At 44.2% G+C, this 16,657-nt stretch carries 13 protein-coding genes; 7 read left to right on the plus strand and 6 right to left on the minus strand.

Annotated features, from left to right (window positions below; translation table 11 throughout):
- Positions 1 to 18: 18 nt before the first annotated feature.
- On the minus strand, positions 19 to 1,101 hold the full coding sequence (locus tag MHB66_RS01350) for an iron-containing alcohol dehydrogenase family protein (RefSeq protein ID WP_046313673.1): 1,083 nt from the start codon (positions 1,099 to 1,101) through the stop codon (positions 19 to 21).
- Positions 1,102 to 1,298: 197 nt separating this feature from the next.
- On the opposite strand from MHB66_RS01350, the gene MHB66_RS01355 reads away from it, so the two are divergent.
- Positions 1,299 to 2,267: a rhodanese-related sulfurtransferase gene (locus tag MHB66_RS01355; protein ID WP_039176148.1), complete on the plus strand. Its 969-nt coding sequence runs from the start codon at positions 1,299 to 1,301 to the stop codon at positions 2,265 to 2,267.
- A gap of 344 nt (positions 2,268 to 2,611) precedes the next feature.
- A complete protein-coding gene (locus tag MHB66_RS01360) occupies positions 2,612 to 4,231 on the plus strand; it encodes an APC family permease (RefSeq protein ID WP_034283122.1) in 1,620 nt (539 codons plus the stop codon).
- Between the two features lie 35 nt (positions 4,232 to 4,266).
- On the opposite strand, the gene MHB66_RS01365 is transcribed toward MHB66_RS01360, so the two are convergent.
- The gene (locus MHB66_RS01365) at positions 4,267 to 4,467 is read right to left on the minus strand and encodes a hypothetical protein (protein ID WP_034283125.1); all 201 of its coding nucleotides are present in this window, start codon (positions 4,465 to 4,467) and stop codon (positions 4,267 to 4,269) included.
- Positions 4,468 to 4,653: 186 nt separating this feature from the next.
- Between MHB66_RS01365 and MHB66_RS01370 the strand changes: the two genes are divergently transcribed.
- The 5 genes from MHB66_RS01370 (at position 4,654) to arr (ending at position 9,919) form a co-directional block, all read left to right on the plus strand.
- Positions 4,654 to 5,490: a PRD domain-containing protein gene (locus MHB66_RS01370; RefSeq protein ID WP_024424409.1), complete on the plus strand. Its 837-nt coding sequence runs from the start codon at positions 4,654 to 4,656 to the stop codon at positions 5,488 to 5,490.
- A gap of 235 nt (positions 5,491 to 5,725) precedes the next feature.
- Complete coding sequence (locus tag MHB66_RS01375; RefSeq protein WP_034283128.1) at positions 5,726 to 7,582, plus strand: beta-glucoside-specific PTS transporter subunit IIABC; 1,857 nt, start codon at positions 5,726 to 5,728, stop codon at positions 7,580 to 7,582.
- A gap of 19 nt (positions 7,583 to 7,601) precedes the next feature.
- Positions 7,602 to 9,023: a glycoside hydrolase family 1 protein gene (locus MHB66_RS01380; RefSeq protein WP_034283130.1), complete on the plus strand. Its 1,422-nt coding sequence runs from the start codon at positions 7,602 to 7,604 to the stop codon at positions 9,021 to 9,023.
- Positions 9,024 to 9,178: 155 nt separating this feature from the next.
- Positions 9,179 to 9,391, plus strand: a complete 213-nt coding sequence (locus MHB66_RS01385) for a hypothetical protein (RefSeq protein WP_024427440.1) — start codon at positions 9,179 to 9,181, stop codon at positions 9,389 to 9,391.
- 111 nt (positions 9,392 to 9,502) lie between these two features.
- The gene (arr, locus tag MHB66_RS01390) at positions 9,503 to 9,919 is read left to right on the plus strand and encodes an NAD(+)--rifampin ADP-ribosyltransferase (protein WP_034283133.1); all 417 of its coding nucleotides are present in this window, start codon (positions 9,503 to 9,505) and stop codon (positions 9,917 to 9,919) included.
- A gap of 57 nt (positions 9,920 to 9,976) precedes the next feature.
- Here the strand turns inward: arr and MHB66_RS01395 are convergent, their stop codons facing one another.
- The 4 genes from MHB66_RS01395 to MHB66_RS01410 are packed head-to-tail and all read right to left on the minus strand — an operon-like array spanning position 9,977 to position 16,644.
- Positions 9,977 to 11,896: a PTS sugar transporter subunit IIA gene (locus MHB66_RS01395; RefSeq protein ID WP_046313680.1), complete on the minus strand. Its 1,920-nt coding sequence runs from the start codon at positions 11,894 to 11,896 to the stop codon at positions 9,977 to 9,979.
- On the minus strand, positions 11,893 to 12,777 hold the full coding sequence (locus tag MHB66_RS01400; RefSeq protein WP_046313682.1) for an ROK family protein: 885 nt from the start codon (positions 12,775 to 12,777) through the stop codon (positions 11,893 to 11,895). Before MHB66_RS01400 ends, MHB66_RS01395 begins: the two co-directional genes overlap by 4 nt.
- A 56-nt stretch (positions 12,778 to 12,833) precedes the next feature.
- Positions 12,834 to 15,497, minus strand: coding sequence for a mannosylglycerate hydrolase (gene mngB, locus MHB66_RS01405; protein ID WP_046313684.1), 2,664 nt, complete (start codon positions 15,495 to 15,497; stop codon positions 12,834 to 12,836).
- Between the two features lie 28 nt (positions 15,498 to 15,525).
- Positions 15,526 to 16,644 carry a PTS fructose transporter subunit IIC gene (locus MHB66_RS01410; RefSeq protein WP_046313686.1) on the minus strand — a complete coding sequence of 373 codons (1,119 nt, stop codon included), beginning with the start codon at positions 16,642 to 16,644 and terminating at the stop codon, positions 15,526 to 15,528.
- Between the last annotated feature and the right edge of the window lie 13 nt (positions 16,645 to 16,657).

The following is a 16,657-nucleotide window of genomic DNA, read 5'->3' on the forward strand; positions in this document are numbered from 1 at the left end:
TTTTTATTTCCCTCATCTTTAGACAGATTTTTGGGGGTGATAGGTCTCAATGATTTGAATGGCGTCAACAATCTGTTCTTTAGAATAGTCCCCAATTAAACAAAAGGTTTCATCTTTACGTGCCGCATGGTTTGCTACCGTAAGTGCCGCTTCTTCCAGTTGAGTTGTCATACCAAGATCGCGCATATTTCTAGGTAATCCGAGAGTTTGGTAGAGTTCAAGTAATTCCTCAACCTCGGACATTCGGTTTTCTGCGGCAAGCTGGACGAGGATGCCATAAGCTACTTTTTGTCCATGTAACACATGATGCGTTTCTTCAATAAATGTCAATCCATTATGAACGGCATGGGCTCCTGCCATTCTTCCATAGCGTCCCCCATAGCCGCCGACTGTTCCTGCTAACGTAATAATCGTATCTGTCACATCTGCGAATGCTTGTGAAAGCTGACCTGTTTTTAAGCTGTTGACAGCTTCTTCACTATGAGAAAGAAGAATGTCTCGAACATATACCGCCTGCTTTAGTGCTGCATGTACCATGAGCGGCAAGGCGCCTTTTGTGTTACGAATAATCGCTTCTGCTTCATACCATTTTGCCAGCGTATCACCAATTCCGCTTTGAAAGTAGGAAAGAGGAGAGGAAAGCAAAAAAGTATGATCAATTAAGGTGAGGTAGCTGGATCGTTTATGATAATCAACTCTCATGAAATTTCCTTTGTCATCATAAATGACGCTGAGAGGTGTAGACGCAGCACATGTGCCGGGAATCGTTGGCACCATCATGACTTCGATTTGAAGAACGTCTGCAACTGATTTTGCGGTATCTAAAATCGTTCCGCCCCCGATGCCGATGATCACATCTGACCCGTTAAGCTCTTCTGCGATCTGTGTGACCGCATTAGGCGAACTGTATCCTTTGTGCTGAATGAAAGGCCACTCGGACGGCAGCTTTGTGTATTGTGAAAAAGCTTGGTATGAATCATATCCTGTCACTACAGCAGGTGACTGAAAAGGAGAAACAAGGGATTCAAGTTCATGATAGATTCCCTTTTGAGAAATAAATTGGTTAGGGCCGCTTCTGACAATATCTTCTGGCTGGATCATGGATCATTGCTCCTTTACACATCATATTGTTCATAAATCATCTCATTTTACAGAAAGTTCTGTCAAATAGTCAAATATATGAGAAGAAAGGCCCTTCCGTTTTATGGAATTAAGCCGCCGACATTGCCTTTAGGTATGTATTTCCTGTATGATAAAGAATGGTATGTTTTGATTAAATTTAAGAGGTGTTTATATAGATGGAAAAACAATATCGCGTTTTACTTTACTATCAATATGTCCCCATTGAGGACCCAGAGACGTTTACAGCAGAGCATTTAGCATTCTGTAAGGAGCTTGGTTTGTTAGGCCGTATCCTCGTATCAGCAGAAGGCTTGAACGGAACGGTTTCTGGAACTATTGAGCAAACGGACAAGTACATGCAAGCGTTAAAAGAAGATCCGCGCTTTGCGTCTATGCCGATCAAAATTGACGAAGCGGATGGTCATGCGTTTAAAAAAATGCACGTCCGTCATCGGAATGAACTAGTGAACCTCAGCCTTGAGGATGATGTGAATCCGTTGGAATTAACGGGGAAACATCTTAGCCCGGTTGAATTTTACGAGCAAATGCAATCACCTGATACTGTTGTGATTGATGCGCGTAATGATTACGAGTTTGATGTTGGTCACTTCAGAGGGGCAGTTCGTCCTGATATTGAGACATTCCGTGAATTACCTGAGTGGATTCGTGACAATAAAGAGATTCTTGAAGGCAAAAAAATCCTGACTTATTGCACAGGCGGCGTACGCTGTGAGAAGTTTTCAGGCTGGTTAAAGCGTGAAGGCTTTGAAGATGTCTCTCAGCTTGACGGCGGAATTGTCACTTACGGAAAAGACCCAGAAGTACAAGGGAAGCTATGGGACGGTCAATGCTATGTGTTTGATAATCGCTTAACAGTACCAGTGAATCAAACAGAGCATGTGGTTGTCGGAAAAGATTTCTTCACTGGTGAGCCTTGCGAGCGTTATGTGAACTGTGCGAACCCTGCATGTAACCGTAAGATGATTGCCACTGAAGAGAGTGAGCATAAGTATATGCGCAGCTGCAGTCATGAATGCCGCACAAGCGAACGGAACCTGTATGTGAAACAGCACAATTTATCTGAAGAAGAAGTTCAAGAAAGACTAGCTGTTATTGAAAAAGAACAAGCGATTTCACAAGGATAGAGGGAACCCCCCTTTATCCTTTTTTTCTTTACATGGCGTGGGTTAGAAGGGAGAGGAAGTCATTTCCTCTATCTTTTTTGTTTTGTTTTTTTCAAAATAAGGGTAAAGGTAGTTATTCAGTCTAATAGATTGAACAGGTGAAAAAGCGCTTTCTTTTGAAATAAGCATGTTCGACTATTTCAGAAAATGAAGAATTGAGAGATAATATAACAGGCGAAAAAAATGAACAAGGGTAAATGTTTATTAGAAGAAATATTTGCCAGTAAAATGAAAAGTGAGCTGCTTTGAAAGAAAGACGCTTGCTTGACACATGCTCTGTATTTTAATCGAAAGGTGTTATGAACATGAATCATTTGCATCGTAGGATGGGAACTTTCGCTTTAATGATGGTAGGTCTTGGCTCAATCATTGGTTCAGGATGGCTCTTCGGTGCTTGGCGTGCGGCTCAAATCGCCGGTCCTGCTGCTATTTTATCCTGGTTGATTGGGATGGTTGTGATTTTATTTATCGCTTTGTCTTATAGTGAACTCGGTTCGATGTTTCCAGAGGCAGGCGGAATGGTGAAATATACGCAATATTCACACGGATCTTTTATTGGGTTTATTGCAGCTTGGGCGAACTGGATCGCCATTGTCTCCGTGATACCAGTGGAGGCGGTTGCTTCCGTCCAGTACATGAGCTCATGGCCTTGGGAGTGGGCAAAGTGGACATCTCATTTGGTTACAAAAGGGGTATTGACGACAGAAGGTCTTATGGTTGCCAGTGTGCTGCTTGTGATTTACTTTCTGCTTAATTATTGGACAGTTGGGTTATTTTCAAAAGCAAATACATTCATTACCGTGTTTAAAATTGTCATTCCAGGATTAACAATTGGTGCGCTCTTATTCGTAGGTTTTCATAGTGAGAATTTTACTTCTGGAACAAGTATTGCCCCTAACGGCTGGGCGAGTGTGCTGACAGCTGTTGCGACATCTGGGATTGTGTTTGCCTTCAATGGCTTCCAAAGCCCGATTAACATGGCCGGTGAGGCAAAAAATCCAGGCCGGTCGATTCCAATTGCCATTGTCGGATCGATTTTCATTGCAACTGTGATTTATGTCCTTTTACAAGTCGCCTTTATCGGTGCTGTTGATCCATCTATGATCGTGAATGGATGGGGTCATTTGAATTTCAACTCGCCATTTGCGGACCTTGCCATTGCGCTTGGTATTAACTGGCTTGTTCTGATTTTATATGCGGATGCGTTTGTGTCGCCTTCTGGTACAGGAATTACGTATACGGCAACGACGTCTCGTATGATTTATGGAATGGAAAAAAACAAATACATGCCAAGTGTGCTTGGCCGTCTGCACCCTATTTACGGCGTGCCTCGTCCAGCAATGTTTTTTAACTTAGCCGTATCGTTTATCTTTCTGTTTTTATTTAGAGGCTGGGGTGTACTTGCAGAAATTATCTCTGTCGCTACACTCATTTCGTATCTGACTGGACCAGTGACCGTCATGACGCTGAGAAAGACAGGGACAGATTTATATCGACCGCTCCGAATAAAAGGACTCAGCATCATTGCTCCTCTCGGTTTTGTCTTTGCCTCATTGACGCTGTATTGGGCAAGATGGCCGTTAACAGGTCAGGTGCTGTTCATTATTCTCATTGGTCTTCCTATCTATTTTTACTATCAAGCAAAAGCGAAGTGGAAAGGCTTCGGCCGCAACTTTAAGGCGGGTGCTTGGATGGTTGTGTACCTGCTTGTGATGATGACGATTTCCTGTCTTGGCAGTGATAAATTCGGCGGTTATAACATCATTCATTATGGCTGGGACATGGCACTGATTACGGTGGTAGCTCTGCTATTTTATATGTGGGCACTCAAAAGTGGATATGAAACAGAGTTTTTAGAGGATGCGAAAAAAATCAATGATGAGCTGCGTGCTTCTCAGAAAGAAGCTGCAGCAACCAAAGAATAAAGAAACGGCTGCCTGAACACTCGGGGCAGCCGTTTTTATTTGGAGGAAAGGTGCATCACATGCCGTTTCAGCCAAGTGGTGACGCCGCGCAAAACGGCCGCTGTGACAAGTGAAATGAGCACATATCTCCAAAGCTGGCCTAAGCCTTGTCCACTCAGCCAGAATACGATGCCTAGAATGATGAGGGTAAACATGAGCAAGAATAAAAATGATGCAGACCAGAAAAAAGATTTCACAGAAGGTCACCTCCTCAGGAGTATTGTATGCAGGCAATTGAAGGAACAGACCAGCTATGAAAGGGTAGAATCATGGTGAAATCTATTGCAAAAGTCAGATAAAAGCACCAAGTGATTTGACAGTTGTGTTAAGATGAGAGCATATTTTGAGTGAAGATTGTGGTTTATAGACGGAGGTGTTTGGGGTTGCAGATACAAAAGGTTCTAAACAATAATGTCATTAGTGTCATAGATGAACATGGAAAAGAAATCGTTGTCATGGGCAGAGGCATCGCTTTCCAGCGACGTCCCGGGGACCCGGTGGACGAATCGTTGATTGATAAAGTCTTCCGCTTGGAGGATCATTCCGTTCACGAGCGGATGAAAATGCTGCTTCAAGAGGTTCCGTATGATGTGGTCAAGGTGACCGAGGAAATGATCCAATATGCACATACAAAGCTGAACCGAAGATTAAACGAAAGTCTGCATGTTTCGCTGGCAGACCATATTCATTACGCCATCGAACGGCTGAAGAAAAATCATCTGATTGAGAATTCGCTTATTTGGGAGATTAAACGCTTATACAAAGATGAATTTCTTGTGGCAAAGGACTGTCTTGAGATGATTGAAGAGCGCCTTCATATTGAACTGCCTGAGGATGAAGCGGGTTTTATTGCCATGCATATCATTAACGCAGAGCTCAATGAGGATATGAATACGACGGTCAATATCACAAAGGAAGTCAATGCCATTCTCACCATTGTGAAATATCACCTCAACATGGAATTTGATGAGGACTCACTCAACTTCTATCGTTTTCTCACGCATTTGCGCTTTTTCGTCCAGCGTCTGATCAATGAAACACTCCTTGTCAGCGAAGATCAGGACTTATATCAGCTCATCAAAGTGAAATATCCGAAAGCATACGATTGCGCAAAGAAAATCGCAGAATATGTCTATCAAACCTATCACCGGGATCTCACATCAGAGGAGATGCTGTATCTATCAATTCATTTGAATCGACTGATCAAACGAGAAAAATAAAGATAGATTTTAAAAGAAAGCGTTGACATGAGAAAAGGTGAGTGGTACTATTTGCTCATAAACATAAAAGAATACGGTTTCACAATGATCGTCTTAGAGGATTGTGACTGTTCGGCAGGCAAAACCTAAACGTTCACTGAAAAAGCGCAACAGCAAGCTGCGACTTTTTTTGGTGCCCGTTTAGGTTTTTATTTTGCCCAAAAACGTATTTTTTTGAAAAAAAGGGGGTTTTTGCATGAGTTATCGTCAATTAGCAGAAGACATTATTAAACACATTGGTACAGAGAAAAACGTTCATTCATTGGTGCATTGCGCCACAAGGCTTCGTTTCACCTTAAATGACAGATCAAAAGCAGATAAAGCGGCCATTGAAAAATTAAATGGCGTCGTTACCGTTATGGAAAGCGGCGGCCAATTTCAAGTGGTCATTGGCAATACCGTACCAGAGGTTTATCGAGAAATTGGAGAGTTTACGAATCTATTAGAGGATTCCGCTGCTTCATCTGCAAAATCAGGTGAAGAGAGCACAAGCCTTTTCGGGAAATTCGTCGACATTGTATCGGGGATTTTCACACCACTTCTCGGTGTCATGGCGGGTGCAGGTATTTTAAAAGGTCTCTTAGGCATCTGTATCAATGCGAAATGGTTATCTCCTGAAGATACGTCGTATCAAATTTTATTTGCTGCATCTGACAGCTTGTTCTACTTCCTGCCATTATTGCTCGCATTCACTTCTGCTAGGAAGTTTAAAGCGAATCCGTTTGTCGCTGTGACGATAGCAGGTGCACTGATTTACCCAACCATTCAAGAATTGTCAAAAGGCGGCGGAGATGTGACATTCTTCGGGATTCCAGTCGTCTTAATGTCTTATACATCTACGGTCATCCCAATCATTTTGGCAGTGTTTGTCATGGGATATATCGAACGTTTCTTTAACAAAGTCATTCATGAAAGTGTCAAAAACTTTATTACTCCACTGATTTTGCTTGTCACGGTTGTTCCGCTGACACTCATCGTATTTGGACCATTTGGTGTGTATGCAGGGAATGGCATTGCAGCTGTTTTGCTGAAAGTATTCTCCTTTAGTCCTACACTTGCAGGTGCTTTAATTGCGATGGCTTGGCAGATTCTTGTCATCTTCGGTATCCACTGGGGACTTGTGCCAGTGATTTTAAATAATATCGCAGTCCATGGGAAAGATCATATCAAGCCGGCCACTGCGCCAGCTGTATTCTCACAAGCCGGTGCTTCAATCGGTGTTATGCTGAAAACAAAGAATAAAAAACTGAAATCACTGGCTGGATCAACAGCAGTTTCTGCTGTGTTTGGGATCACAGAGCCAGCTGTATACGGGGTCACGCTTCGTTTGAAAAAACCATTTATTGCAGCCGTTATCTCTGCTGGGGTCGGCGGTGCGATTATCGGTTATTCACAAAGTATTGCAATTGCGTCAGGCCTTCCAAGTTTACTGACACTGCCGATTTTCTACGGTCAAGGATTTACAGGGTTTATCATCGGAATTTCGGTCTCGTTTGTCCTTTCGATCATCTTAACTTATTTGATTGGATTTAAAGATCCAGTAGATGAAGATGAAACGCCGGCCGCTTCTGCACCGGTAATTGAAAACGAACATGGGGTCAAAGCCGCTCATGTGAAAAGTCCTTTAAAGGGCGAGGTCATCAAGCTGGAGGAAGTGCAGGATAAAGCATTCTCATCTGGTGCACTAGGAAAGGGCGCAGCCATCATTCCATCAGAAGGCAAGCTGTTTGCACCAGTATCAGGAGTCGTGACAACGGTGTTCCCAACAGGCCATGCGTATGGTCTAACTTCTGAAAGCGGAGCAGAAGTACTCATTCACATTGGACTGGATACCGTACAATTAGGTGGAAAGCATTTTACCCCGAAGGTTGTTCAGGGGCAAACCATCACAGAAGGCGAACTGCTTGCTGAGTTTGACATAGAAGCCATCCAAGCAGCCGGCTTGTCCGTCACAACACCAGTGATTATTACCAATTCAGGTGAGTTTAGCGATATCATTGAAACAGAAGAGAAACAAATCACACCAGGGCAATCATTTTTACATCTAGTTTAATCAAAAGGAGGAAGAAATCATGAGATATTCAACACTAGCATCATTTCCAAAAGACTTTTTCTGGGGCGGATCTACTTCCGCCTATCAGGTAGAAGGTGCGTGGAACGAGGATGGCAAGGGGCCTTCTGTCATTGACATGAGAGCAAGTTATCCTGAAGGGACAACGGATTTTAAAGTCGCAAGCGATCACTATCACCGTTATAAAGAGGATGTGAAGATGTTTGCGGAAATGGGCTTGAAGGCTTATCGCTTTTCCATTGCGTGGACACGGATCATTCCAGATGGAGATGGGGAGATCAATCAAAAGGGGATTGAATTCTATCATTCACTCATCGATGAATTGCGCCGCTATGGCATTGAACCAATCGTGACAATGTATCATTTTGATCTGCCTCATGCGCTTCAAGTAAAGGGCGGGTGGTCTAACCGCGGGACAGTGGATGCGTTTGAACGCTATGCAGAGGTGCTATTCAAGGAGTATGGTCAGAAGGTAAAATATTGGCTGACCATTAATGAACAAAACATGATGATCTTACATGGATCAGCGCTCGGTACACTTGATCCAAATTTAGAAAATCCGAAAAAAGAACTGTATCAGCAGAATCATCATATGCTCGTTGCACAGGCAAAAGCCATGACGCTTTGTCATCAAATGCTGCCTGAAGCGAAAATTGGACCAGCGCCAAACATCGCGCTCATTTATCCGGCTTCTCCAAAGCCTGAAGATGTGCTTGCTGCGGCGAATTACAATGCGATCCGAAACTGGCTTTATCTTGATATGGCGGTGTTCGGCCGTTATAACAACCTCGCTTGGGCGTACATGAAAGAAAAAGACATTCTTCCTGTCATCGAAGAGGGAGATATGGATATATTGAAAAGCGCGAAGCCAGACTTCATTGCCTTTAACTACTACACTTCTCAAACGGTTGAAGCGAGTAAAGGAGATGGCAACGACGAATTTGCACGCGGCGGAGATCAGCATTTGAAATCCGGTGAAGATGGCGTCTACAAAGGCGGCAACAACCCATTCTTAAGCAAAAATGCGTTTGGCTGGGAGATTGATCCTGTCGGCTTCCGTTCAACGATGCGCGAGATTTATGACCGCTATCAGCTGCCGCTTATTATCACGGAAAACGGATTGGGTGCTTTCGACAAGTTAGAAGAAGATGGTTCAATCCAAGATGATTATCGAATTGATTATTTAGAAAAACATATCGAACAAATCAAATGGGCGATCACAGACGGCGTCGAGGTATTCGGATACTGCCCATGGTCAGCCATCGACTTAATCAGCACACACCAAGGATGCTCCAAGCGCTACGGGTTCATCTACGTCAATCGCGACGAATTTGACCTAAAAGATCTCAAAAGAATTCGCAAAAAGAGCTCTTATTGGTATGAAACATTGATTCAGCAAAATGGAGAGAACATCGGGAAGTAAATGATGAAAAAGCCAATCACCTTATGCGGGTGGCTGGCTTTTTTTCTGTTCACTTTATTGGCAAGATCATATTGTTCGAGTTGTTCTAACATGTTAGTCTGATGATATATTGTAAAAATTGGATAAAAATCCATTATCAGAAAGGGGCTGTTTATATGATGACGATTTTTTTTATGTTCTTCACATTGTTTTTGATTTTTTATGGTTTGAATTATATAGGACAGAAATTAATTGCGAAGGAATATCCAATGAACCATGGATTGATTGTGACGCTGTCAGCTGTGGAAGGTATTCTTGTTTTCGTCATTGTTGGTGTGAATGCGAAATTTCCGTTTTTATTTACAGTACTTATGTCTGTTCACATCTAACTCTCTACTATTATTATACCCCGAATTTAATGAAATTTATAGACTGTTTCTCGCCCAGATCAGGCCGTATACTGTTATACGCAAGTCAAAAACGATAAGGGGTGTGGCTGTATGAATGACAAGCAAAAGGTGTTAGATCCTGGGCCGTTTTTTCATGGGACAAAAGCGGAATTGAAGATTGGAGATCTGCTTGAACCGCTTTATTTATCCAATTATCAGGATAAAAAATCGAACCATATCTATTTCACCGGAACACTAAACGCGGCCAAATGGGGTGCTGAATTAGCTAGGTCTGATGCGAAAGAAAGAATTTATATTGTAGAACCGTTAGGCGATTTTGAAAATGATCCAAATGTGACTGACAAAAGATTTCCCGGCAACCCAACACGTTCTTATCGATCGAAATCTCCGTTGAAAATAGTCGCAGAATTAGGTTCATGGGAAAGACATTCCGATGAAGAAATCAATCATATGCTGAGCTCCTTAAAAAAATTAAGTGAAGAAGGAAAAAATGTCATCTACGATTGATGATGTATATCTAAATAAAAAGGCCGCCTCATGAACTGGGCGGCCTTTTGTTTGATCTTATTGGAACAACGCATCCATCAGCTCATCAAATGTGTTGGCTTGCTTGAGGGAGTGAATGCGGTCTGGATTGTCTAGTAAATCGACGGCCTGTTCAAAGAATTGGTTCATACAGGCAGCGTCATCCTTATGAATCGCTAATAAAAAGACAAGTGAAACTTGGTCGCCCTGCCAGTCAATTGGCTGTTTTAAGTGTGCGATGGCTACAGAGGAGGTGCCTTCATTTGTGATAAGCGGATGCGGCATTGCAATACCGCTGCCAAGATAGGTAGACGACATTTGCTCACGCTCAAACACCGAGGGCCGAAAAGAAGACGATACTAGCTGATGCGCCTCTAAACGGCTGCATAATATATCTAATACCTCATCCTTGCTGCTTAGATCAGCATTCATGAAAGTCAATCGCTCTTGAAAAAACGCCATCAGCTCTTTTGAGGGTGCCCCGTGTCCATTTAATAAATGAATGACTTCATTCACACGCTGTATATCATGATGTTCAAAAAAGGCGCTGACCTGAATGACTGGTTTCCCCTTTGATGCGAGTGGAACGGTTGTGATGATGACGTCACACGGCAAAGAGGTGCTCATGAGATAATCCTGATAGGAATAGAGCTCAACGATGTCAAGCTCGTGCTGAAAGGCTGCCTTCAATTTAATTTCAAGCAGTCTGGCCGTCCCTAGTCCAGACCCGCATACGATAATAGCTTTCTTTTTTTGCGAGGTGTCGAGCTGACTTCTTTCAAATGAAGCAGCGATATGCAAGGCAACATATGCGGCCTCGTCTTCATTTGGCGTACGCACCAGCTGTAAGGCATTCAGTCCGCTGACAGCCAAATCAAACGGGTAAGGATAGGACGCTTTGATCTCATGCAAAAGCGGATTTTGTAATGATACGCCATATTGGATGCGATTTAATAGCGGCTTCATATGAAGCATCAAGTCTTGCTGCAGGATGCTGTCATCAGCAAAACGATGGCCGCTTGTTTTTTCAATGTGCTGTAGAAAGACTGTAACCGCCTGTTGAACTTCCACTGTCGTCTGATGCTGGGCGGCTTCTTTCCACGTTTGGTTCGCCAATAGATGCATGACTAAGTAATCTGTTTCATCCTCTGATAAGGTCACATAAAAAGTGTCACTCACCTGCTGTATGATTTTTTGTGCAATTCTCATCAAAACTGGTGATCTTTGTGTGCGGACGGTACTGGCGGATATCCGCTGGTTTTTTCGTGTTTGCTGAATCGCAATGGCTAAGTGAATGACTAAATTTTTTAAGGCAATGTCTTTAATGAGCAATGACTCTTGATGCAGGTTCGTCAACACAATAGATCGAATGGTTTCAAGAGATATATCAGGAAAATGGAGCTGCTCCCGCTCGGTGATATGAGAGAGAGCAGGCTCTTCTTCAAGAAGTAAGTCTGCATAGCACGTTCTTTTTTGCAGCTCATCTCCTTCAATCTTTAAGCCAAATCCAGGCTTTGACACAAGGGTCATGCCGTAACGGGCTAACATCTCTCGTCCTTTTTTTAAATCACTGCTGACCGTCATGCGGCTGATAAACAGTTCTTCAGCCAGCTGGTCAATTTTTAAGTAATCTGATTGAAGCAGCAGCTTTCTCATCATAAATCGTACACGCTCTTCTGGCATGACGGGGACAAGAGAGCGGGCAGGAAGCTTTTGCTGATGTAGCCAAAGCAGGAAAGCGTCTTGGTCACTCGTTAAAAGAGTATATCCCTTTCCGCGGATCGTTTTAATCATAGCGCCAGCTTCCTTTAAATACTCATTTGCCTCCTTGATTAAATTGCGAATAGAGCGGTCAGATAAGCGAAAAGAGGCAGTGAGCTCCTCCAGCTTCACGAACCCCTTTGTTTCAAATAGCCGCTGAATCAGCTGATAGGTTCGAGGATCTGCCGTCATCATCATTGCGCGGCTCCTTGCACCTGTAAGGCATCAGTTCCAAGAGCGATGGCGCCCATTAAACCAGATAATCCATCAAAGGATGGTTTTGTGATAATTTCATGTAAAGGCTTTGGCAGCTGCAAATAGCCGCGAAGCCGCTTGTCTGTTTCATCAAGAATAAGCGGCAGCATAGCCGGCTGTTTCATCACGCCTCCACCTAGAATGATGCGTTCTGGTGAAAGGGTTAGCAGCAGGTTAGCAGTCATTTGCCCGAGATAGTAAGCATGAAGTGACCAAGCAGGATGATCCTCTGGCAGCATGGGTGCCAGTGTATGATAGCGTCCTTCTATGGCAGGTCCAGATGCCAGTCCCTCTAAACAGTCATGATGTATAGGGCAGCAGCCTCCGTAAGTGTCATGAGGATGCCGCTGAACGGTGATATGACCCATTTCTGGATGCAGCAATCCGTGAATCAGGCGATGTTCAATATAGGCACCGCCGCCTATTCCAGTCCCAACAGTAATATAGACCAAGGAGGCAGGCTTTTCTGCTTCAGTTGAAAAACGGGCTTCTCCGAGTGCTGCACAGTTTACATCGGTATCAAGCTTCATCGGGAGCCCGAGGGCTTGTTTTAAGGTAGAGAGGAAAGGGAATTGGCGCCAGGCTGTTTTTGGTGTGTCTAAAATCGTCCCATAGCTTGGGCTTTGCTCTTTCACATCGACAGGTCCGAATGCCCCAATTCCAATGGCATCGACACGATGCTTTGTAAAGTAATCGATCACTTGCCGGCATGTTTCATCTGGATTCCCTGTTGCAAAGGAAGTCATGTGTTCAATCGTTCCGTCTGTAGTTCCGTAGCCGCAGACAAATTTCGTTCCGCCTGCTTCAATGCCTCCAATTCGCATGATCAATGCCCTCCATTAAAGAGGGGCGGAATCCATTGGATCCCGCCCCTACATGTTCATTTTTTCTTTACAATGTAGGTTTGTACCTGACAAGGTGTAAGCGGTTCAATGTGTAATGATCCATGTTGTGCTTTGAGTATATGTCCTTCAGGTGTTTCTCCTAAATTCGCTGTTTCTCCGTGTTGTAGAGATGAACTATTGATTGAAGCGGCTGTTTGACGCGTTAAATATGGATTGAAGAGACGAATGACAATGCCTGTTCCGTGCTCTTCTTTTTTCAGAGCGCTTAGAATGGCTCCATCTGTCTCGATGTCAAGCAGGCTATAAGTAGATTGTAAGTCTTCTTTTTCATCTCGGAAAGAGAAAATTAAACGACCGTTTAAAAAGTCTGCCCGCTCGTAGCATTGAACAGGTGTGGTATACCGTTTGGCAAGCTGCGCTAGGTGTCCCTCGCTGACTGCATCCTTGCTATAGTGCATACCAAATGTGAATGACAGTGCACCTTGCAGCTGAGCGTCAGGCGTATCCACAATTTTTTCCCCAGATGCGCGTCCTGGACGGTAAAGAAGGTTTTCTTTCCCCATTTTCCCGAAACAGCGGAAGAGCGTATATGCAATCGTTGTATAGCCTTCTCCTGTGATCTGATATTCTCTCACGCAGTCGGTCAACAGAGCGGCACCATATGCTTCATCACGAAGTGCAGCAAAGGATTGCATCGGTTCAATGGTGATCGGTTTTTCTTCCCAATGTTCATTGTTCCACCATTCAAGCTCTTGCGTCAGCTCTGTTGGGCGTTCAATGGTACCAAACTGTTGATCGCTCAGTGATACGTTTGATGCGATGCCTGTATCAAAAAGAACGCGCAGGCGATGGTCCAATGCATGGTTATCGACATTTACATGAAAACGGATGACAGCATCGTCTTTGTTTAATGCCACCTTCGCTGTGATCGGAAGTGAAGTCGCAGCCAATTGCTGAGAGCGCGCCTCTAGGTCGTAAGGGACAGTGAGCTGAAGCTTGATGGTCAGCTCTTGCTGCAGGCCGCTTTTAGCCACTGAGATGTCTGCTGATGAAAGATCCTTGGATGACACATACAGGTCCTCACGAGGGGGTGAATAGTTGTAGGAATCCCCATCATCTCCGTTGTCTTCAAAGATCATTTGCTCAGAGAATGTCCGGCCAGTTTGCTTATCTGTGATGTCCAGTGATCCGTTGTCATTTGCCGCAATGCGGTAATACGTATTTTCAATCACTCGTCCTTCAGTTTGTTCCCATGCCGATTCGCTTGATTCATCGAAGACCATGCTGACCTGTGTATAACCAACTGATGGTAAGTCGATGGCTTCAATCAGCAGAACGGCTTTCCATACTTGCTTTGGCATGTACACTTCTTTACTTGGGTTAAGAGAAATTTGCTGTGCCAGCACATAATCTGTGACATCGGTTTTGCTTTTCACTGTGTACTGAAGCGTTCGTCCATTTGCATCCTTTAGCATAAATGGACGTTCCGTGATAAAGGTTTCGACTTCAATGACTTCAGAACGCTTTGAAGGCAGGGTATTGAACAAGGTGAATGTGATTTCTTGCTCTGCTTGCAGTCGAATAGCGATGAGACGCATGTGCAAGTCCACAAGATTCTCGGCGATTTCCTTTGCCTGCTTGTAGCGGAAGAAGACGTCTTGATTCGTCGTGTCACTATTACAGCCGCCAATGCTGTCATGCGCTGCATTTTCAAACATGAGGTACCAAATATCACGAACCGTATCATGCGGATAGTCGTGTCCAAGCGAATAGCTGATCGTGAGGATGGGCTCCATCACATTCACGAGATAGTTTTCAATTTGGTTGTTTAAGATTTTTAAATCCGCTCGTGTTGAAAAGATAGATTTATGAATCCGCATATGCTTCGCATGAATGAGCTCTCCGTGTAATGTCTCGAAAGATGTCCGCTCTTTTTTTACTGCTGCAATATAATCTTCTAAGCTGCTGATTTGATAGTGATGCTCGTCAAGTTCATTGGCTTTTTCTAATAAGTCAGGCAGGTTTTTACGGATGGGTGCTTGGTCAAAACCGTTCGGGAAATAGACATTCTTTGTGGTTGCCTTTGCTTGCAGCGCACCAATCTTTTCAGATAAAAAGGCTTGTAAGTCCTCATCCTTCTCAGGGATATTTCCACCGTAGTAGTAGCCGAATGGCAGATTCACAGCAAAGACTTCACTGCCGTCAGCACCGCGCCAATTGAATTCAGTATGGTTCGTCATATGGTCAGAAACGCCGCGCCAAAATGCCGTATCGACAATGCCGAAGCCGCGATAAATTTGAGGCATTTGTGCGGATTGACCGAAGGAATCAGGGACATAGCCGACTTTCATCACGTGGCCGAACTGCTGACAGCGTTCAATCCCATATTGCAGGTTCCGCACAATCGATTCACCTGAAATGACGAGCTGGTCGGTTTGGGTATACCATGGGCCGATGATGAGACGTTTCGCTGTGACAAGCTTTTTGATTCGATTCTCATCCTCTGGACGCCATTTCAAATAATCATCTAATAAGGAAGCTTGGGCATCGAGCATGAAGTAATGGAACCTTTCATCTGTTTCAAGGGTATCTAAGATGTCCATTACGCTTTTCATTAAGTAAATACGGGAGCGGGAGGTGGTGAAATACCATTCCCTGTCCCAGTGAGTATGTGGAATCACATGTACATTGACAGTCATTGATAAACGACACCTTTCTTCGTTCAAATTATCCTTCTAGCACAAGGTCAAAATCGTCTTCTTCTTTCTGCTTCTGATCATGTTCCGGCGTTTTTGGCTCTTTTTTCTCAGAGAAATTCACAAGCAGGTTGGCGCCAATACCGATGACGAGTGCGCCAGTAAGGGCTCCGATTAAATAAGCCCACCAGTTTCCGACTGAGAAGAAGCCGTATAGCCCGCCAATTGGCGGCATGATGTCATGAACTCCTAATAATGCAGCGACCCCGCTTCCAGCAGCACATGCGACAACATTGAGCGGAATCAATTTCAAAGGATTGACGAGGGTAAAAGGGATCGCCCCTTCCGTAATACCGATAATCCCCATGACAAGGCCGCCTCGTCCGGCTTCTCTAAAGGTTGGGGAGAAGTTGCGTTTTCGAATCAATGTCGCAAGCCCGTATCCAAGCGGTGGAATGACAATCGCAATATTGACGAGAATGGCAGGGAGGTAGACACCTGATAGGAAGAGGGCGTTACCAGCCATCCACGCTGATTTATTCACCGGTCCGCCAAGATCGAATCCAATCATCGCCCCTAAAATGAGAGCGAGCGCGAGTGTGCTTGTTCCATCAGCGACCATACCTTTGATCCATTCAATTAATGCCGTGTTCAAAGCACCTAATGGTCCGCCCAGCAGAACTGACATAAGAAGCCCGGTTAAGCCAACGGTAATGAGCGGCAGGATGAGCAGAGGGACGAGCCCGGCTGCAGAGCCTTGAATTTGAATTTTTCTTTTCACAAAAAGAGCAACATATCCTGCGAAGAAGCCTGCAATGACGGCACCAATAAATCCAGCATTAGTTGAGCTGGCGAGGGCACCGCCGATAAAACCGGCTGCAAGGCCTGATTTATCCGCTATGGAATAGGCGATAAATCCAGCAAGCAGGACGTTCATTAAGCCAATACCTGTCCAGCCGACCTGCTCCATTAAATAGGCGCCGTGCAGTATGCCGCCAGCTTCCTTATAGGGGTTTAAATCTGAAACGCCAAACCCTAATCCGACCAGTTTTGCTAAACCAACGATAAGTGAGGCGCCGATGATTACAGGAAGAATATAAGAAATACCGGTCATAAGATGGCCTTCAATGACTTTTAATTTTGCTTTCATTTTGCTTTGCTCC

The organism is Bacillus sp. FSL L8-0167, assembly GCF_038630295.1.
GTDB lineage: Bacteria > Bacillota > Bacilli > Bacillales > Bacillaceae > Bacillus > Bacillus safensis.